Annotated in this window: 15 protein-coding genes and 1 tRNA gene; 5 read left to right on the top strand and 11 right to left on the bottom strand. The window is 63.5% G+C overall.

Going from position 1 to position 20083, the window contains the following annotated elements:
• Positions 1-12 precede the first annotated feature (12 nt).
• The 6 genes from greA to gloB form a co-directional block, all read right to left on the bottom strand.
• On the bottom strand, positions 13-489 hold the full coding sequence (greA, locus tag VSR68_RS02745; protein WP_342938309.1) for a transcription elongation factor GreA: 477 nt from the start codon (positions 487-489) through the stop codon (positions 13-15).
• 153 nt (positions 490-642) lie between these two features.
• Positions 643-3897, bottom strand: a complete 3255-nt coding sequence (gene carB / locus VSR68_RS02740; protein WP_342938308.1) for a carbamoyl-phosphate synthase large subunit — start codon at positions 3895-3897, stop codon at positions 643-645.
• Positions 3898-4051: 154 nt separating this feature from the next.
• Positions 4052-5206, bottom strand: coding sequence for a glutamine-hydrolyzing carbamoyl-phosphate synthase small subunit (carA, locus tag VSR68_RS02735; RefSeq protein WP_342938307.1), 1155 nt, complete (start codon positions 5204-5206; stop codon positions 4052-4054).
• A gap of 434 nt (positions 5207-5640) precedes the next feature.
• A complete protein-coding gene (locus VSR68_RS02730) occupies positions 5641-6915 on the bottom strand; it encodes an MFS transporter (RefSeq protein WP_342938306.1) in 1275 nt (424 codons plus the stop codon).
• Positions 6916-7169: 254 nt separating this feature from the next.
• The gene (locus VSR68_RS02725; RefSeq protein WP_342938305.1) at positions 7170-8855 is read right to left on the bottom strand and encodes a transglycosylase SLT domain-containing protein; all 1686 of its coding nucleotides are present in this window, start codon (positions 8853-8855) and stop codon (positions 7170-7172) included.
• 154 nt (positions 8856-9009) lie between these two features.
• On the bottom strand, positions 9010-9801 hold the full coding sequence (gloB, locus tag VSR68_RS02720; RefSeq protein WP_342938304.1) for a hydroxyacylglutathione hydrolase: 792 nt from the start codon (positions 9799-9801) through the stop codon (positions 9010-9012).
• Positions 9802-9820: 19 nt separating this feature from the next.
• Here gloB and VSR68_RS02715 point away from each other — a divergent pair, with 19 nt between their 5' ends.
• The 4 genes from VSR68_RS02715 to VSR68_RS02700 all read left to right on the top strand — a co-directional run bounded on the left by VSR68_RS02715 (position 9821) and on the right by VSR68_RS02700 (position 12013).
• Entirely contained in the window at positions 9821-10636 is an 816-nt protein-coding gene (locus VSR68_RS02715) for a class I SAM-dependent methyltransferase (protein WP_090867129.1), read from the top strand.
• Entirely contained in the window at positions 10633-11079 is a 447-nt protein-coding gene (gene rnhA, locus VSR68_RS02710) for a ribonuclease HI (RefSeq protein WP_152757096.1), read from the top strand. The genes VSR68_RS02715 and rnhA overlap by 4 nt, the downstream gene beginning before the upstream one ends.
• 61 nt (positions 11080-11140) lie before the next feature.
• A complete protein-coding gene (gene dnaQ / locus VSR68_RS02705; RefSeq protein WP_342938303.1) occupies positions 11141-11890 on the top strand; it encodes a DNA polymerase III subunit epsilon in 750 nt (249 codons plus the stop codon).
• 48 nt (positions 11891-11938) lie between these two features.
• Positions 11939-12013: transfer RNA gene (locus VSR68_RS02700), tRNA-Val, on the top strand.
• Between the two features lie 98 nt (positions 12014-12111).
• Here the strand turns inward: VSR68_RS02700 and VSR68_RS02695 are convergent.
• The 3 genes from VSR68_RS02695 to VSR68_RS02685 form a co-directional block, all read right to left on the bottom strand.
• Positions 12112-12567, bottom strand: a complete 456-nt coding sequence (locus VSR68_RS02695) for a DUF2214 family protein (protein WP_342938302.1) — start codon at positions 12565-12567, stop codon at positions 12112-12114.
• Between the two features lie 88 nt (positions 12568-12655).
• A complete protein-coding gene (locus tag VSR68_RS02690) occupies positions 12656-13522 on the bottom strand; it encodes a hypothetical protein (RefSeq protein WP_342938301.1) in 867 nt (288 codons plus the stop codon).
• 249 nt (positions 13523-13771) lie between these two features.
• Positions 13772-14836, bottom strand: a complete 1065-nt coding sequence (locus VSR68_RS02685) for a glycosyltransferase family 4 protein (RefSeq protein ID WP_342938300.1) — start codon at positions 14834-14836, stop codon at positions 13772-13774.
• A 708-nt stretch (positions 14837-15544) separates the two neighbouring features.
• Between VSR68_RS02685 and VSR68_RS02680 the strand changes: the two genes are divergently transcribed.
• Entirely contained in the window at positions 15545-17380 is a 1836-nt protein-coding gene (locus VSR68_RS02680) for an ABC transporter ATP-binding protein (RefSeq protein ID WP_342938299.1), read from the top strand.
• Positions 17381-17496: 116 nt separating this feature from the next.
• Here the strand turns inward: VSR68_RS02680 and otsA are convergent, their stop codons facing one another.
• Positions 17497-18921 (bottom strand): alpha,alpha-trehalose-phosphate synthase (UDP-forming), encoded by a 1425-nt coding sequence (gene otsA, locus VSR68_RS02675; protein ID WP_342938298.1) that lies wholly within the window; start codon positions 18919-18921, stop codon positions 17497-17499.
• Between the two features lie 64 nt (positions 18922-18985).
• Positions 18986-19735: a trehalose-phosphatase gene (gene otsB / locus VSR68_RS02670; RefSeq protein ID WP_342938297.1), complete on the bottom strand. Its 750-nt coding sequence runs from the start codon at positions 19733-19735 to the stop codon at positions 18986-18988.
• Between the last annotated feature and the right edge of the window lie 348 nt (positions 19736-20083).

Genomic DNA, 20083 nt, shown 5'->3' with positions numbered 1-20083 from the left:
ACGACAGCAGCCTCAGACGTAGCGGACCGCGATGATTTCGTACTCGCGCACGCCGCTAGGCGCTTGCACCGCCGCGACATCGCCTTCCGACTTGCCGATCAGCGCGCGAGCGATCGGCGAGCTGACGGAGATGAGGCCGTGCTCGAGATCCGCTTCGTCGTCGCCGACGATCTGATAAGTCACCTCATCGCCCGAATCCAGATCTTCCAGATCGACCGTCGCGGCAAACACGACGCGGCCGTCGGCCTCGAGCGCGGCGGGATCGATGACTTGCGCAGCCGCCAGCTTCGATTCGATTTCGGCGATGCGGCCTTCGATAAAGCCCTGCTTTTCTTTCGCAGCGTCGTACTCGGCGTTTTCCGACAAGTCACCTTGGGCGCGCGCTTCCGCAATCGAACTGATGACGGCGGGACGTTCGACCGATTTGAGGCGCTGCAACTCGTCGCGCAGCTGATCTGCGCCGCGCTTCGTCAATGGAATAGTGCTCATAAACAGCTCTTGTGGCAAAAAACAGCCATAAAAAAAATCACCGCGGTTAAGTGCATCCCATACCGGCACTGGAGCGTGGCGCAAAGCCCGATCTGGCACCTCAGGGACGCCGCTTAACCGCGGCACTTACGTCTTTGACAGAACTCTGAAGCCTTAGTTTAGGCGAGCATGGAGTCCTTGTAAATCATAGACTTCCAGGTCCTTCAGATAGCGCAGGCCTTCGACGGCCGCGCGCGCGCCCGACATCGTCGTGTAGTAAGTGACCTTGTTCGCCTGCGCGCTCATGCGAATCGAACGCGAATCGGCGATCGCTGCGCGCGTTTCGTCGACGGTCGTGAAGACGAGTGCGATCTCGCCGTTCTTGATCATGTCGACGATGTGCGGACGGCCGTCCTTCACCTTGTTGACGACGCGCACGGGCACGCCCGCCGCTTCGATCGCCGCCGCCGTGCCCTTCGTCGCGACGAGCGGATAGCCCAACTCATGCAGCATGCGAGCGACTTCGACGGCCTTCGGCTTATCGGCGTCCATTACCGTCAACAGCACCGTGCCCGATTCCGGCAAACGCGAACCCGCCGCGAGTTGCGACTTGAAGAGCGCTTCGCCGAACGTGCGGCCGACGCCCATCACTTCGCCCGTCGAGCGCATTTCAGGTCCGAGCACGGGATCGACGGTCGGGAATTTGACGAACGGGAAGACCGCTTCCTTCACGCTGAAATACGGCGGCTCGACTTCCTTCGTGATGCCCTGCTGCGCGAGCTTCTGACCGACCATCGCGCGCGCCGCGATCTTCGCGAGCGCCAGGCTCGTCGCTTTCGACACATACGGCACCGTACGCGACGCACGCGGATTCACTTCGAGCACGTAGATGATGTCCTGCTTCGAGCCGTCCGCTTGGGCAACCTGCTGGATCGCGAACTGAACGTTCATCAGGCCGACCACGTTCAACGCCTTCGCCATCGCGCCCGTCTGGCGCTTCAGCTCGTCAACCGTTTCCTTCGACAGCGAGTACGGCGGCAGCGAGCACGCCGAGTCGCCCGAGTGCACACCGGCTTGCTCGATGTGCTCCATCACGCCGCCGATGAACACCGTGTCGCCGTCCGAGATGCAGTCGACGTCGCATTCGATCGCGTCGTTCAGGAAGCGGTCGAGCAGCACGGGCGAATCGTTCGACACCTTCACGGCCTCGCGCATGTAGCGCTCGAGATCACGCGGCTCGTGGACGATTTCCATCGCGCGGCCGCCGAGCACATACGACGGACGCACGACGAGCGGATAGCCGATTTCGTCGGCGAGCTTCAGCGCTTCGTCTTCCGCGCGCGCGGTGCGATTGGGCGGCTGACGCAGATTCAGGTCATGCAGCAGCTTCTGGAAACGCTCGCGGTCTTCGGCGGCGTCGATCATGTCCGGCGACGTGCCGACGATGGGCACACCGTTCGCTTCGAGATCGAGCGCGAGCTTCAGCGGCGTCTGGCCGCCGTACTGCACGATCACGCCGAGGGGCTTTTCCTTGTCGACGATTTCGAGCACGTCTTCGAGCGTCAGCGGCTCGAAGTACAGGCGGTCCGACGTGTCGTAGTCAGTCGAAACGGTCTCGGGGTTGCAGTTGACCATGATCGTTTCGTAGCCGTCTTCGCGCATCGCGAGCGCGGCGTGCACGCAGCAGTAGTCGAACTCGATGCCCTGGCCGATCCGGTTCGGACCGCCACCCAGCACCATGATCTTCTTGTTGTTCGTCGGGTTCGCTTCGCACTCTTCCTCGTAGGTCGAGTACATGTACGCGGTCTTCGTCGCGAACTCGGCCGCGCAGGTATCGACGCGCTTGTAGACGGGGCGCACGTTCAGTTCGATACGGCGCTTGCGCACGTCGTCGCCCGTCGCGCCGAGCAATTTGCCAAGGCGGCGATCGGAAAAACCGCTCTGCTTCAGATAGCGCAGTTCTTCCTTCGACAGGCTCGCGAGCGTGCGGCCTTCGAGCGCCTTTTCCTTGCGGACGATTTCTTCGATCTGCGCGAGGAACCACGGATCGATCGACGTCTCTTCGAACACTTCCTGTTGCGTGAGGCCCAGGCGGAACGCGTCGCCGACGTACCAGATGCGATCCGGACCGGCTTCGCCGATCTCGCGGATCACTTCGTCGCGGCTCGTGGTCTTTTCGTCGAGACCGTCGACGCCGACTTCGAGGCCGCGCAGCGCCTTCTGGAACGATTCCTGGAACGTGCGGCCGATCGCCATCACTTCGCCGACCGACTTCATCTGCGTGGTCAGACGCGGATCGGCTTCGCGGAATTTCTCGAACGCGAAGCGCGGAATCTTCGTGACGACATAGTCGATGGTCGGTTCGAACGAAGCCGGCGTCTGGCCGCCCGTGATTTCGTTCTTCAGTTCATCGAGCGTGTAGCCGACGGCGAGCTTCGCCGCAACCTTCGCGATCGGGAAGCCCGTCGCCTTCGATGCGAGCGCCGACGAACGCGACACACGCGGATTCATTTCGATGACGATCATCCGGCCGTCTTTCGGGTTGATCGAGAACTGCACGTTCGAGCCGCCCGTATCCACGCCGATCTCGCGCAGCACCGCGAGCGATGCGTTACGCAGGATCTGATATTCCTTGTCGGTGAGCGTCTGCGCGGGCGCGACGGTGATCGAGTCGCCCGTATGGATGCCCATCGGGTCGAGGTTCTCGATCGAGCACACGATGATGCAGTTGTCCTTCTTGTCGCGGACCACTTCCATCTCGTACTCTTTCCAGCCGAGCAGCGATTCTTCGATCAGCAGTTCGCGCGTCGGCGACAGATCGAGGCCGCGCTTGCAGATCTCTTCGAATTCCTCGCGGTTGTACGCGATGCCGCCACCCGAGCCGCCCAGCGTGAACGACGGACGAATGACGATGGGATAGCCGCTGCCGCCCGTGAACGCGGCGATCTCCGCGTGCACCTGCATCGCTTCTTCCATCGAATGCGCGATGCCCGACTTCGCCGAGCCGAGGCCGATCTTCGTCATCGCGTCCTTGAACTTCTGGCGGTCCTCCGCCTTGTCGATCGCTTCCGGCGATGCGCCGATCAGCTCGACGTTGTACTTCTCCAGCACGCCGTGGTGATGCAGATCGAGTGCGCAGTTGAGCGCCGTCTGGCCGCCCATCGTCGGCAGGATCGCGTCCGGGCGCTCCTTCGCGATGATGCGCTCGACCACTTCCCACGTGATCGGCTCGATGTACGTGACGTCGGCCGTGTTCGGGTCGGTCATGATCGTCGCCGGATTGCTGTTGACGAGAATGACCTTGTAGCCTTCCTCACGCAGCGCCTTACACGCCTGCGCGCCCGAGTAGTCGAACTCGCACGCCTGGCCGATGATGATCGGACCCGCGCCGATGATGAGGATGCTCTTGATGTCTGTCCGCTTGGGCATAACGCTCTCGCTAATGTATTCCTGAGTTCTTTCCGTTGGCGCGCCGGCGGTGTGCCGTTCGGACCTGGCCCAAATGGGCCAGCCGTTCGGCGTCGCGGGGCGCGCTCTTTTCTGTCGCTGCTCGCGAGCGGCTGTCGTCGGCGCTGCTCGACTCTTACGCCGCCGCCGACTTCTTGCCCTTCTGCTGGTCCATCAACGCAGTGAAGCGGTCGAACAGATAAGCGATATCGTGCGGACCGGGCGATGCTTCCGGGTGGCCCTGGAAGCAGAACGCCGGCTTGTCCGTCAGCGCGAAGCCTTGCAGCGTGCCGTCGAACAGCGACACGTGCGTGACCTTTGCGTTGGCGGGCAGCGTGTCGGCGTCGACTGCGAAGCCGTGGTTCTGCGACGTGATGACGACGCGGCCGTCGTCGAGATCCTTCACCGGATGGTTCGCGCCGTGGTGGCCCGTTTTCATCTTCATCGTCTTCGCGCCGACGGCGAGACCCATGATCTGATGGCCGAGGCAGATGCCGAACGTCGGAATGCCGCGCTCGATGAATTCGCGCGTCGCGACGATCGCGTAGTCACACGGCTCCGGATCGCCGGGGCCATTCGACAGAAAGATGCCGTCCGGATTGAGCGCGAGCGCGTCGGCCGCCGTTGCTTGCGCCGGCAGCACCGTGACCTGGCAGCCGCGTTCCGCGAGCATCCGAAGGATGTTGTACTTCACGCCGTAGTCGAACGCGACGACACGATAGCGCGGCGTGTTCTGCATGCCGTAGCCGCTGCCGAGACGCCATTCCGTCTGCTTCCACTCGTACGGCTTTTGCGTCGATACGACCTTCGCGAGGTCCATGCCCGCGAGGCCCGGGAACGAGCGAGCGAGTTCGATTGCCTTCGCTTCGTCATCCGAGCCTGCGAGAATCGCACCGTTTTGCGCGCCCTTGTCGCGCAGCACGCGCGTGAGCTTGCGGGTGTCGATACCGGCGATCGCGACGACGCCTTCGGCCTTCAGGTAGTCCGGGAGCGAGCGCTCCATGCGGAAGTTCGACGCGAGAACGGGCAGATCACGGATGATCAGGCCGGCGGCATGGACTTTCGTGGCTTCGACGTCTTCGGCGTTCACACCGACATTGCCGATGTGCGGATACGTCAGCGTGACGATCTGGCGCGCGTAGCTGGGGTCGGTCAGGATTTCCTGATAGCCGGTGATGGCCGTATTGAAAACGACTTCGCCGATCGTATGACCGGGCGCGCCGATCGAGTAGCCGCGAAAGACCGTGCCGTCGGCGAGCGCGAGAAGAGCGGGAGAAAATGACGGCAACACGGGAGACTCCTTGGGGGAGCACCCTGTTGCCGACCTGTCTATCCGACCGTGCGGGCCGCGGCGAGGCGCATCGGACGATGCGCGCGCAGGCCCGCTCGCGTGTCGCTGTTCGTGGAGTCGCGTCAGGCACCTCAGCGCGTGCAATCGGCCCATTGTGTAGGCGGACTGGCTGTCTGCGGGCCGCTGGCGACGGTAGCCGGTGCGTTCACGAAAATTTCAGCGGAACTATAACCGGGTTGACTACGATACGCGGCGGATGAACGGTTTGGGAGAGGTAGGCGCTAGGGTGCGGGTTGATAAGCTCAAACCTTGAAATTATAGCCTGAAATGACCCTTCTCTTCAAATCCGAGATGGGTGGCGACCGGGCCGACGCGGCCCATACAAGCCCGGCACGCGCGGCGCACTTGCGATCCACGCGGCCTGCATGACTGGTTCATTCGATATCAGAATACGCCTGCGAGCGTTGCGGCTGGTGTTCGCCGTGGATGTGCGAAGGGGTTTTAGTGAGCGCGCGGCTCGGCAGCACGTACCAGACGGCGCTCGCCAGCTGAAGCGCGACGAGAATGCCCCATGCGGTCAGATGCGCGACGGGTGGATAGTGGCCGTCGACGGGCGTCCAGATCGACAGAACCGCGCCCACGCCGATCTGAAAGCCGAAGATCAGCAGAAAAATAATCAGCGTCAGCGTCGTGTTCGCGCGGCCGATCAGATGCGGCGGGAAATGGCGCGCGAGCACCGCGTAGCTCAGAATGCCCACGCCGCCGAAAATCCCATAAGCCGCCCACAGCAGACCTGCCGGCAGCGGGGCGCGCAGCATGATCAACAGTTGCGTGACGACGAAAAGCGCCATGCCGACGCCGCAAAACGCATACAGCGACAGCCCGCGCCGCTCCATGCTGCGCGCCGCCCCGCCGAAGCCCACGCAGCCCGCCATCATCGCGAAGCCCAGCACCGACACGAGCGCTGCCGCCTCGTGCGGCTGAAAGCCCGATACGTCGCGCAACCACGCGCCGACCCACAACGACTGCATCGCGTAGAACACGCCTTGCGTGACGACCGAGAATGAACCGATCTTCCAGAACGCCGCGCTGCGCAGGATGTGCCACGTGCCCTTGAACTGGCTGACGAGACCCGCCTGATGGCGGGCCTCCTTCTTTTCGGGCGCGAACATCCACAGCAGCGCGGCCACGACGATCGTCAGAACGACGAGCGCGAAACAGACGGCGCGCCAACTGGCGAACGTCAACATCCACGTCAACGGCGAACCGACGACGACGCCACCCAGACCGCCGACGGCCATCACGAGCCCGTTCATCAGCGGCAGACGCGCGGCCGGAAAATACTGCGCGAGCGCCTTGAACGCCGCTCCCAGACACACCGATACGCCGACGCCGATCAGCAGCCGCCCGACCATCATCGCGCCGACACCGTGCGCTGCCCCGAACACGCCAATGCCCGCGGCGGCAAAGAGCAGCATGCCCGCCGTCACGCGACGCGGTCCGTAGTGATCGAGCAGAACGCCCGCCGGCAACTGAGCGCCCGCGAAGCCGAGGAAATAGAGACTGGTCAGCAAGCCGAGATCGGCGGCCGTGAGTCCCAGTTCATGCGTGATCAGCGGCGCGAAGCCGAGGTTCACGCCCCGAAACACATACGAGACGAAGTAACCGGCGGAAAACAGCAGGAAGACACGAAGTGGCGTCGATGACATGAGGCACCAGCAAGACGGTCCAGCGGACCCGAGCGTGAACGATAGCGGCAATCGCGCCGATCGTGGCGCAAGACCGCGCGGCGCGTGCGGGAAACGCCAGCAGCCGTCAGCCGGATTGAAAAACGAAAGGCGTAAATGAAAAACGCCGTCACCTCAGGTGACGGCGTTCAGGAAAGCGAGGAGAGATCGGAGCGCACTTCACGCGCTGCCCCCGCAGCGCACGTTCGGTCGTCCTCGAAAAGGCCGCTTGTTGTCTACTTGCCCTTCTTCGCGCTGGCCGAGACTTTGTGGCGGCTCGAAGTCTCGCCCTTCGACGCCTTGCCGGCCGCTTCCGTCGAGACCTTCGTCATCTTGCCCTTGGCGGCCGCCGGCTTGCTGGACTTGCCGACCGGCTCCGAAACCTTGACGACGCCCGAGTGGCTGTGGCCCCGTTTCTTATCGTAGTGCGACTCGGAACGCGAGTCAGCATTCTGGGCGCCGGTCCGCTCGACGCCACCGCCGACAGCCACCGTCGCCAGCTTCTGCGGACCCGGCTCGGCCGGCATCGCCTTGCCGACGGGCACGTGCAGCACGATCACCTGGCCCGGCATCACCATGTCGCGCCGCGTGCGGTTCCATGCCTTGAGCTGCCCGATCGACACGTCGTAGCGGTCTGCGATCAGCGCCATCGACTGCTTGCGGCGCACGCGGATCAGCATCTTGCGCGTGTCGGGCACGTCGGGCTCCATCGCGAGCACGGCGCTTTCGGCGACATCGGCGCTGATGTCCTCGTCGTCATCGTCGGCGCGCGGCACGACGATCGTCGAGCCCGGCTTCAAGCGCATGCCCGCCGGAATCTTGTTGACGGCCATCAGCGTGTCGGCATCGACGCCGATCTTCTCGGCGATCGCCGCCGGACGCGAGCGTTCCGTGACCGTGTAGGTCGTCCACGACGACAGCGAGCCCGAGTACGACTTCAGGTTGCGCTCGAAAGCGCTCGCGTTGTCGAACGGCAGCAGGATCTGCGGCTGCGTCGCCCCCAGAATGACCGGCTTCTTGAACGACGGGTTCAGCGAACGGAACTCGTCCGGCGTCATGTTCGCGAGCTTCGCCGCCGTGTCGACGTCGATGTCATGTGACGTCGTGACCGTCACGAAATACGGGTGGTTCGGAATGGTCGGCAGCGTGAGCCCAAACACCTGCGGGTTCATCACGATGTTCTTGACGGCCTGCAGCTTGGGCACGTAGTTGCGCGTTTCCAGCGGCATGCGCAGGCTCTGGTAGTCCGTCGGCAGGCCGGCCGCCTCGTTGCGCGCGATCGCGCGCTGCACGTTACCCTCGCCCCAGTTGTACGCGGCGAGCGCCAGATACCAGTCGCCGAACATATCGTGCAGACGCGACAGATAGTCGAGCGCCGCGCTGGTGGACGCGAGCACGTCACGGCGCTCGTCCTGCCACATGTTCTGCTTAAGGTTGTATGTACGGCCCGTGCCGGGCACGAACTGCCACATGCCCGCGGCCTTTGCGACCGACAGCGCCTGCGGGTTGTACGCGGATTCGATGAATGGCAGGAGCGCCAGCTCGGTGGGCATATGGCGCGCTTCCAGTTCTTCGACGATGTGATACAGGTACTTCTGCGACCGCTCGGTCATGCGCTGGACGTAGTCAGGACGCTGCGCATACCAGTTCGCCTGCATGTCGACGAGGTCGCTTTGCAGGTCGGGAATCTGAAAACCACGGCGGATACGGCCCCAGAGATCGGAGTCCTCGCTCGTCAGCTGGTCGACGGAACTCTGGTCGACGTTGATCGTTTCTTTGGCGGTTGCGGTCTTGCGAAGGGTGTCGGCTACGGCTTGCTGGCTAGCGGGATTGGAAGCAGTTGAAAGGCTGTTCGTCGTTGGCCCCTGGCTCGCGCAAGCGGCGAGCGTCAGGACCAATAACGCGCTGAAGATAAATCTCATGAACGTCTCGGCTTCCAAAGGGCTGGAATTTGCAGCCGATAGTACGAAAGTGCGCCTTTTCCGTCAATCGGAAAAACGTGAAAAACGTCGCGAAATCTGGAGCTTGGCGTTTTTTTCTATGATTCGGATGAGCATGCCCCCATGCTCTGCTAGGTTAGCGGAACCTGTTCTTCCATTCGCGCATCAGCGTGAAAGCGGCCAGCCGGTCGGGCACCGATTCGTGCAATTGTTCGGCGAGCGTCGCCTGGACGGCCGGCTCGCCCGCGCGCAAAAACGGGTTGACGGCGCGCTCGTGAGCGATCGTCGTGGGCAGCGTCGGGACGTGGCGCGCGCGCAGGGCCGTCGCTTCATCGCGCCAGGCTTGCAGCTTCCCGTTGTCCGGCTCGCATGCGAGCGCGAAGCGAATATTGGACAGCGTGTATTCGTGCGCGCAGTGGACTTCCGTTTCACCCGGCAACGAAGCGAGTGCGTCGAGCGATTTCAGCATCTGCGCCGGCGTCCCTTCGAACAGCCGCCCGCAGCCGCAGGCGAACAGCGTGTCGCCGCAGAACACATGCGGCGTGCCGCGCGGGTCGGTGCTCTGGAAGTACGCGATATGGCCGCTCGTATGGCCCGGCACGTCGAGAATCGTGAAGTCGAGTGGCGGCGCGTCGATGTGTACGGCGTCGCCGTTTTGGAGCCGCGTGGTCAGCCAGGGAATCGCTTCTCCGGCGGGACCGTAGACGGGCACATCCTGGCCATCCAGCAGATCGGCCACTCCGCCGACGTGGTCGGCATGATGGTGCGTGAGTAAAATAGCGCTCAGCCGCCATCCCCGTTTTGCCAGATAAGACTTCACCGGGGCGGCATCGCCCGGATCGACGACCACGGCATGACGGCCGTTCGACACGACCCAGATGTAATTGTCATCGAATGCCGGGACGGGCACGTACTCGAGCGAATTCATAGGCGACGCATTCTTCAACATGTCTGACCGATCGATTATAGACTGGCCTGCCTGGACCACCTCCCCTCCCGGACGCTACGTGCTGGAGTGGGAGCAGGCGCAGCTCGACCGCGTCGTGTCCGACGTGTTCGGCTATCACGCGCTGCAACTCGGGTTGCCGCAACTCGATGCGCTGCGCGAGAACCGCATGCCCTGCCGCGGACTCGTGCTCGACGCCGAAAGCGGCGCGAGCGCGCCGTACACGTTTCCGCGCGGCATCGCGGGCGGCCTGCCCGAGCGCCACGCGCCGCCCGGGCGCAGTTCCGTCTGGTGCGATCTGCTCGATCTGCCGTTCGAAGCGCAAAGCGTCGATCTGATCGTGATGCCCCACACGCTGGAGTTCACGCGCGATCCGCACCGTCTGCTGCGCGAAGCCGAGCGCGTGCTGATGCCGGAAGGCCAGTTGATCATTCTCGGCTTCAATTCGCTGTCGCTGTGGGGCGCGCGGCAATCGGTCGGCAAGGTGACGGGGCGTCCGTTCGTGCCCGCCGCGCACGATCTGATCGCCTTCACCCGACTGAAGGACTGGATCAAGCTGCTCGGCTTCGATCTTGATCGCGGACGCTTCGGCTGCTATCGTCCGCCCCTCGTCGGCGAGAAGTGGCTGTCGCGCTATCAGTTCATGGAAGCTGCGGGCGACCGCTGGTGGCCGATCTTCGGCGCCGTCTACATGGTCACGGCGATCAAGCGCGTGCGCGGCATGCGCCTCGTCGGTCCGCTGAAAGTCAAGAAACCCGTGCTGGCCCCCGGCCTGACACCCGCCGCCACACCCAACACACGCAACAAACATCAATGAGTTCTGACCTGATCGAAATCTTCACCGACGGCGCCTGCAAGGGAAACCCCGGTCCCGGCGGCTGGGGCGCATTGCTGCGCTACGGCACGCAGGAAAAAGAACTGTTCGGCGGCGAAGCGAACACGACGAACAACCGGATGGAGCTGATGGCCGTGATCGCCGCGCTCGAGGCATTGAAGCGCCCGTGCAAGGCGATCGTGCACACGGACTCGCAATACGTGCAGAAAGGCATCAGCGAATGGATTCACGGCTGGAAAAAGAAGAACTGGATGACGGCCGCGAAGGCGCCCGTGAAGAACGCCGATCTGTGGAAGCGGCTCGACGCGCTCACGCAGCAACATGAACTCGAGTGGCGCTGGGTGAGAGGTCACTCGGGTCATCCCGAGAACGAACGCGCCGATGCGCTCGCCAATCGCGGCGTCGCAATGCTCGCGGATCTGTAGCGGCTCTCACAGCAATCTTGCCTTTCGAGGCATCCCATCAACCAGGCAGGGCAACTCCGACATGCGCCAAATCATCCTCGATACGGAAACCACCGGACTGAATGCAAAGAGCGGCGACCGCATCATCGAAATCGGCTGCGTCGAGCTGGTGAACCGCCGGCTGACAGGCAACAACCTGCATTTCTATGTCAATCCGGAGCGCGACAGCGATCCGGGTGCGTTGGCCGTCCACGGCCTGACGACGGAATTCCTGAGGGACAAACCCAAGTTCGCGGAGATCGCGGACGCGCTGCGCGATTTCGTCACGGACGCGGAGATCATCATCCACAACGCGCCGTTCGATATCGGCTTTCTCGACGCCGAGTTCGCGCTGCTCGGCCTGCCGCCGTTCAGCGAGCATTGCGGCGAAGTGATCGACACGCTCGTGCGCGCCAAGTCGATGTTCCCCGGCAAGCGCAATTCGCTCGATGCGCTGTGCGACCGCTTCGGCATCAGCAACGCGCACCGCACGCTGCACGGCGCGCTGCTGGACTCGGAACTGCTCGCCGAAGTCTATCTCGCGATGACGCGCGGCCAGGAAAGCCTTGTGATCGACATGATCGGCGAAGCGGCGTCTGGCGTTGCGGGCGGTCCGAAGCGCATGAAGCTCGATGAAATCGAGCTTGTCGTGCTCACCGCCTCCGACGATGAGCTCGCCGAACACGAAGCGCTGCTCGACGGTCTCGACAAATCGGTGAAAGGGACGAGCGTGTGGCGCACGCAGCCGGCGGCGGAAGATGCATCCGCAACCGCCGATGCGCAAATTGCTTAAAAAGTGCTTGTCGAAGTCTGAAAGACCTGACATAATGCACAGCTCTTCGGGTGGTTAGCTCAGCGGTAGAGCACTGCCTTCACACGGCAGGGGTCACTGGTTCGATCCCAGTACTACCCACCAGATTCGAAGAAAAGAAGGCCCGGACGGAAACGCCCGGGCCTTTTTCATTTCTCGTCCGATTTTCCTCGTTCGATTCTTCGTGCTGCTATTTCGTGCTGCTATGCAGCCGCCCCAATGCCGCGCGCCATACCCGATGCGGCAAACACCATCACGATCAGCAAAATGGCCTGCCAGTGTCCGATGCGCGCAAAGCGCCCCGCGCCAGCAAGGTCCGGCGTATCGCCTTGCTTGACGGCAATGCGCCAGCGGATCAGCGCCATCATCGGCATCACTTCGAGAATCAGGATCAGCACGAGCGCCGCCATCTTGATGTGGAAGAGCGGCTCATGCAGGTAGTAGTCGGCGCCCTTCTCGAAGCCGCCGAACACGCGCATCAAACCCGTGACGATCAGAACGATGGCCGTGATGCCCCAACCGGTATCCGCGATAAAGACGCGCGGCAGATCGGCGGGACCGGACAGGCGGCGCAGCGCGCGCGTGCGTCCGATGATCGACGCGAGCGCGAATCCGTAACCCAGCAGATGAACAGCGGCAAGCAACCAGCGGATCAGCATGGACACCTCCATGAACGATGCAAAGCGGCCGTTGATGCTTCGGAACAGGGACAGCGGCGCAACTCGCGAGAGTCGCGCCCGGGAAAGCTCAGGCCTGGCGCAGGCTTGCGTCGAGCGCGCGGGCGGCCACGCGATCGCCTTCCGACGAAAGCGGTGTGCGAAACACCGTCTGCCGGTTATGGCCGGCTGCTGCCGGCGAATCCCACATGAGCTCGATCTTGGGACGACGCAACAAGCCACCGACGCCCGCGCGTTCGAGCGTCGCGTGACCATTCGCGATGGGCGGCACCGTCGCAGGCTGTGCGCCGGACAGATCGACGGACGGGACAGCTCGCATCGCACGCCGCACGCCGGAACCGCCCGACGCCACATCAAGCCAGCGCAGCGACAATTCGCGCGCATCGTACTGGCCGAGCTTGCGGCTTTCGGCCCAGACGATCGCCGTGCGCGTCACCGCGTCGATGCAGATAGCGAAGCGCCCGATCGCGAAGCGGCGCGCAGCGATATTCGTGCGCCACAGTGCGCGCGGACGGCAAATCCAGACGACGACGGCGTACAACGCAGGCGCCGCGATCAGCCAGCCGTTGGTCGCGGCAACGGTATTGAACGCGCGCCGCCAGCCAGCCGTCCAGACGAACGCGCCGACCGACCAGACGGCGAACAGCAGACCAAGAAACGCGAAGAGACGCAGCGCCTGACGCAGCCATTGCGGCAACGGATGAAACGGCCGCTCGGCGCGCGCCTTCGCGCCCGGCAGGAAGATCAGCAGGAACAGAAAGACGAGGTTGATGCACGCCCACGGCGACGACGCCATCGCCTGAAGCGCGGTCAGCGGCTGCATCTCACCCATCGAGAAGAGCCAGCGAGCCAGTATCACGAGACCGATAGCGCGAAGCGCGAACAACGTGCCGGCGCCGGGCACTGCGCTCGCACGCGTCTGTTTCGTTCTCGCCAAAGCACTCTCCTCATGTGGACGGCCGCGCCGGATTTGCGGCACGGCCATTATAGGGATATTACGGATTCGTCTCACGGTTGCGGGCCCGGAACGCGTGCTTTCGAACCATTCGCCCTCGCGCCGCACACCGGCGTGCGGCGTAAATGCAACAACGCCCCGCATGTTCGACACATGCGGGGCGCTGGTGTGAATCGCAAGGACCGTCGCGGAACCCGGTTACGGCGTCCCGACGGCCCTCGATAACGGCAATCAGCCTGCGTTGACTTCGCGCAGCACCGTGCGGCGCTTCGCGCGCAGCATTTCTTCGTACGTCTTCAGATAGTTCTGCGCCATCACCTTCGACGAGAAGCGCGATTCGAACGCCTTGCGCACCGTCGCGCGCGGCAGTTGATCCAGACGCTTGACGGCGGCGACAGCGCTGATTTCGTCTTCGACGACGAAGCCCGACACACCGTTTTCGATCACTTCCGGCACCGAGCCGCGCTTGAACGCGATCACGGGCGTGCCGCAAGCCATCGCCTCGATCATCACCAGACCGAACGGCTCCGGCCAGTCGATCGGGAACACCAGTGCATGAGCGTTGCCGAGGAACTCACGCTTTTCGGCTTCGCCGATTTCGCCGATGTACTCGACGTGCGGGAGCGCCATCAGCGGCTTGATCACTTCTTCGTAATAGGCGCGGTCGGCCTTGTCGATCTTGGCGGCGACCTTGAGCTTCATGCCCGCCTGGCCGGCGATGCGGATCGCGCGGTCGAGGCCCTTCTCCGGCGAGACGCGGCCGAGGAATGCGAGGTAGCCCGGCTCGACGTTGGGGATCGGCGTGAGCACGTTTTCCGGCAGACCGTGATAGACGGTCGACAGCCAGTTGGCCTGTTGCAGCGGCTGGCGCTGGTTATCCGAGATCGACACGACGGGCACGTCGTTGAACGTGTTGAAGACGGGCTGCAGTTCGGGCAGATCGAGACGGCCGTGCATCGTCGTGAGGAACGGCACCGGCTGGCGCGCGAACAGCGAGAACGGGTAGTAGTCGATGTGGAAATGCAGCACGTCGAATTCGTCCGCGCGGCGGCGCACTTCTTCGAGCAGCAGCATGTGCGGCGCCATCACGTCGCGGATCGTCGGGTCCAGACGCAGCGCCTGCGGCCAGAATGCTTCGAGCTTCGCGGAGGTTTGCGAATCGCCGCTCGCGAAGAGCGTCACGTCGTGACCGAGCTCGACGAGCGCTTCCGTGAGATACGACACCACGCGTTCGGTGCCGCCATAAAGCTTGGGAGGCACCGCCTCGTGCAACGGAGCGATTTGAGCGATTCGCATAATGAAGAACTCCTCGTAAAAGATCAGGCAAAAAGACTGCGGTTTGGTAAAAGCGACTTCGCTTGCTCGCCAGGGCGCTCGGTTTCACAAGCAGCATCGAGCTGCATTGGAACGAGCCTGATTCTTTCGAGAAATTCCTGCGATGGATCGCTTGATAAGACGCCAGCTTGGTCAGTGTCAAAGTCTGTGTTCTAGCCGTAAACGCGGCTCGTGAACGGACGTTGACAAACTGTCAGATATTTCCTGACTGGACGGAGCACGCATTATCGATGCCTACCCGTCCGACCGGCCCCCGACATTTCAAAGTCTTTACGTTGTTACACACGCGAAACACTTCGCAAACCCTTGTTTTCTCAAGGCGTTTTACAGTGGGAACCTCGCATCGGCGCTGACGCCGCAAGCCGTTTGACGACGGTCGTCGGTGAACCGTCGACGAGAGCGGAGAAATCGCCTCGCCGGCTTCGTATGCAGTCTGTAATTATATCTTGAAAATTCTCGCCGATGGCGTGAACCTCTTGACCCGCAACGGGTCCAGCCTGGGAAAGCTTACCGGTACATGTCGCAAAAATAATCGCGCCCTCATTGGCCTTACCGCCATGCGAAATGGCTTTTGCATGTTTACAATGCGGGGCCTACGCTGGTTGTTACGAGCCGCGCCAGGCACAGCCGTTGCACGATTTGAACCCGACCCAAAGACCCACTGAACAATTGGAACATCTGACAATCGCCCAGCGCAACGCCCATAACGCAAAGCTCTCCGGCTATGCGAACCGGCCGCTTGCGTTCCTCTTCCGCTTTATCCGCCGCCATCCGGTCGCCCATCTGGTCGTCCTGGGCAGCGTATTCGCGGCCGTGGGCTGTGCGCTCGCTTCGCAATACGCGATCAAGCATCTGATCGACGTGCTCGGCGAAGGCCGTCATCATCCGGGGCCGCTGTGGGGCGCATTCGCGATCCTCGTCGGCCTGATCGCCGCGGACAATATGCTGTGGCGCGTCGGCGGCTGGGTTGCCGCGCACACGTTCGTCGCCGTCACAGGCGACCTGCGCAAGGATCTCTTCCAGTACCTGAGCGGCCATTCGCCCACCTACTACGCCGAGAAGCAGCCAGGTATGCTCGCGAGCCGGATCACGGCGACGTCGAATGCGGTCTACACGGCCGAGAACACGACCGCGTGGAACGTGCTGCCGCCGTGCATCGCCGTGGCGGGCGCGATCGTGATGATCATCTCCGTCAATCCGCTGATGGCGCTCGGCCTGCTGAGCTGCTCGGCGGTTCTCTCCGTCGTGCTGTTCAAGCTGGCGGGCCGCGGCTCGGCGCGGCATCACAACTTCGCGACGCGGGCGGCCGCCGTCGACGGCGAACTCGTCGACGTGATCGGCAACATGGGCCTCGTGCGCGCGTTCGGCATGACGTTCCGCGAACAGAAGCGCTTTGGCGCGACCGTGAAGTCGGAAATGGACGCGCGTCAGCAAAGCCTGCTTTACCTCGAGAAACTGCGTCTGCTGCACGCGGTGATCACGGCGCTACTGTCGGCGGGACTGCTGGGCTGGGCGCTGTGGCTGTGGGATCAGGGCAAGGCAACGTCCGGCGACATCGTGCTCGTCAGCTCGCTCGGCTTCACGATCCTGCATGGAACGCGCGATCTGGCCGTCGCGCTGGTCGATGTGACGCAGCACGTCGCCCGCCTCGCCGAAGCCGTGAAGACGCTGCTCGAGCCGCACGGCATGCCGGATCGCAACGATGCGACCGAACTCGTGCCGCAAGGCGGGCGCGTGACGTTCGAGAAGGTGACGTTCGCGTATCCGAAGCGGCGCCCGATTCTCGATCACTTCGTTCTCGACATCCAGCCTGGCCAGCGTGTTGGCCTGATCGGCAAGTCGGGGGCGGGCAAGTCGACGGTGCTTGCGCTGCTGCAACGCTTCTACGAAACGCAGGGCGGGCGGATCATGATCGACGGCCAGGATATCGCCGCGATCACGCAAGACAGCCTGCGCCACGCGCTTGCGCTCGTGCCGCAAGACATCTCGCTGCTCCATCGCACGGTCTACGAGAACATCGCGTATGGACGGCCAGAAGCAACGCGCGATGAGGTGATCGCGGCCGCGCGCGATGCCCGCTGCACGGACTTCATCGAAGCGATGCCGGAAGGCTTCGACACGATCGTCGGCGATCGCGGCGTGAAGCTCTCGGGCGGTCAGCGGCAACGCATCGCGATTGCGCGCGCGATCCTGAAGAACTCGCCGATCCTGCTGCTCGACGAAGCGACCTCGGCGCTCGACAGCGCATCCGAAGAATCGATCCAGAAAGCGCTCGACCGGCTGATGGTCGGCCGCACGGTGATCGCGATCGCGCACCGCCTGTCGACGCTGAACAACTTCGACCGCATCATCGTGATGAGCGCGGGCAAGGTCATCGACGACGGCAGCCCCGAAGAGCTGCGCAACCGTCCGGGCCTGTATCGCGATCTGCTTGCGAAGCAGTACGGCAAGCAGTCGACGCTGCACGTCGGCGGGAAGAAGTTCGACGAGCAGCATGTGGCCTGACGCGCGGCGCTTCGCCGGCTGAACGATCAATAGAAAAAGCCGCTTCGATATTCGAAGCGGCTTTTTTGTGCTGGCTCGCTACGCATGCAAACTTGCGAACATGCAAAGCGCGGAGTTCAACCCGTCGCGGCTTCGTTCGCCACCCTCACCTCGTCGCCTGACACCTGCTGCAAATCGCGCATGAAGTTGTCGCGCCACACCGACACGTTGTTCTCGCGCAGCTGCGCGATCATGTCTTCGTAGCGGGCCTTGCGTTCGGCGAGCGGCATCGACAGCGCGGCGCCGAGCGCGTCGGCCATGCCGTCGACGTCGACGGGATTGACGATCAGCGCGCCCGTCAACTCGTGCGCCGCGCCCGCGAAACGCGACAGCACCAGCACGCCCGGATCTTCCGGGTCTTGCGCCGACACATACTCCTTCGCAACGAGATTCATCCCGTCGCGCAACGGCGTCACGTAGCCGACGTGCGCCGTGCGGAACAGCGCCGCGAGCACGGGCCGTTCATATTGCCGATGGATATAGCGGATCGGCGTCCAGTCGAGTTCGGCGAAGCGGCCGTTGATGCGTCCCGACTCGCCTTCGAGCTGCAAGCGGATTTCCTGATACGCGTGCAGATCGGAACGCGTCGGCGGCGCGATCTGCAACAGCGACACCTTGTCGCGATACGCGGGCGCATGTTCGAGCAGCCGTTCGAATGCACGAAAACGCTCGACGAGCCCCTTCGAATAATCGAGCCGGTCGACGCTCATGATCAGCTTTCGCCCATGCAGCGTCGCTTCGATCGTGCGCACCGGCTTGTCGTGCTCGCCCGCCTTGGCCAGCTCGGCGATCTCGTCGGGATACACGCCGATCGGATACGCCGCTGCGCGCAACGTGCGGCCAAACGCGTGGACGACGCTCGGCCCTTGCGCCGACGCATCGACCGTGCCGCTCGCCTCGTTCACGATGTAGTCGCAGAACGCGCGCAGATCGGGCTTCGTCTGAAAGCCGAGCAGATCGAACGAACAGAGGGCCTCGACGAGCGCGCGATGCGGCGGCACGGCAAGCAGCACTTGCGCCGCCGGAAACGGAATGTGCAGAAAGAAGCCGATGCGGTTCTTCACGCCCGCCGCGCGCAACGCCTGCGCGAACGGGATCAGGTGATAGTCGTGCACCCAGATCACGTCGTCGTCGCGCAGAAGCGGCACCAGTTGCCGCGCGAGCCACGTGTTCACACGGCAATAGCCTTCGAAATCGTGCCGGTCGAATTGCAGCAGATCCGGCCGATAGTGGAACGCGGGCCACAGCGTCGCGTTCGAAAAGCCCCGGTAGTACTGGTCGTAGTCGCGGCGCACGAGACCGACGGTCGCAAACGTCACGGGACCGCGCTCTTCCAGCTTGATTTCCGGCTGGCCGGAACCGAGCACCTCGCCGCTCCAGCCGAACCACATGCCGCCCGTTTCCTTCAGCGCGTCATAGACGCCAACCGCGAGGCCGCCCGCTGCCGGGCCGCCTTCGAAGATCGGCGCGACGCGGTTCGATACGATGATCAGCCGGCTCATGACGCGTAGTTTCCGTGCGAAACGTGCGGGAGGAAGGCCGTCGAGCGGTGACGAGCGGACGTCATCATGCGTTGCGCGCCGACGCGACGACTTCGGACAGCCACGCGAGCAGCGCGCTCACGGAGCCGATGCGCGCCGACGCGATCGTGTCGCCGCCGCCGACCTTGATCGACAGGCCGCCGCGTTCGTTGACGACTGCGAAGCCCTTCTCGTCCGTGAGATCGTCGCCGGCGAACACGGGCGTGCGGCCCGTGAACGGCGGCTCGTCGAGGAACGCGCGCAGCGCGCGGCCCTTGTCGACGTCCTTCGGCTTGATCTCATAGACCATCTTGCCAGGCTGCAGCACATAGGCGCCCGGATAGTCGGCAACGAGCTTCGTCGTCGCTTCGCGCGCGACGGACTCGCGATCAGGCGCGTTGCGGTAGTGCAGCGCGAGCGCCGCGCCCTTGATCTCCAGCAGCATGCCGGGATTTGCGTTGACGATGTCCGCGAGCACCTGCTCCATGCGCAGCAGCCGTTCGTCGTTGAAGCCGATGCGCTGCGTGTCGCCATTCGCATCGCGCCGTTCGGCGCCGTGCAAACCGGCGACGGGCAGATCGGGCATGCCGAGAAACTGGTCGATGCTGTCGATGCCGCGGCCCGACACGATCGCCACGGCGCCGTTCGTCAGACGCCGCAACTCGGCGAGCAAGGCGATGGCCTCGGGTTGGACCAGCACGCCGTCGGGCGTCGGTGCCAGATCGACGAGCGTGCCGTCGAAATCGAAGAAAAATGCCGTCTCCGTCGGAGACAGAAATGCCGGAAGTGCTTGCATCGGTGTACGTTGCCTCTCAGCCGCTTGCAGCCGGAAAAGTGTGCGCATCTTACCGCGCATCGGTCGTTTTTTCGAGAAAGTAAGTTTGCGCGTCGCAGGGGCGGGCAATCCGGACCGCTTGCCCAACAGGACCGATCCAAAATCCGTCGATCCGGCTACAGGCGCCTTTCAGCGCTCTGCGGCATATTGACTCGCTGTCTGCCTCGAAAGCCCACGGTACAACGGCGCGCGCAAAATTGCGATAGAGTCCCAACGGCGCTGGCCCGGAATAACGGCATGCCGCAGCGCGTATTACCGGCATGTCGCCGAACACGGCGCGCTGTTTGCGTCGCGTGCACAATACTGTGC

The sequence above is a fragment of the Paraburkholderia phymatum genome, assembly GCF_038900715.1.
GTDB lineage: Bacteria > Pseudomonadota > Gammaproteobacteria > Burkholderiales > Burkholderiaceae > Paraburkholderia > Paraburkholderia phymatum_A.
Note: the sequence above shows the minus strand (reverse complement) of the source record. Positions and strands in the feature narration are given on the sequence as shown.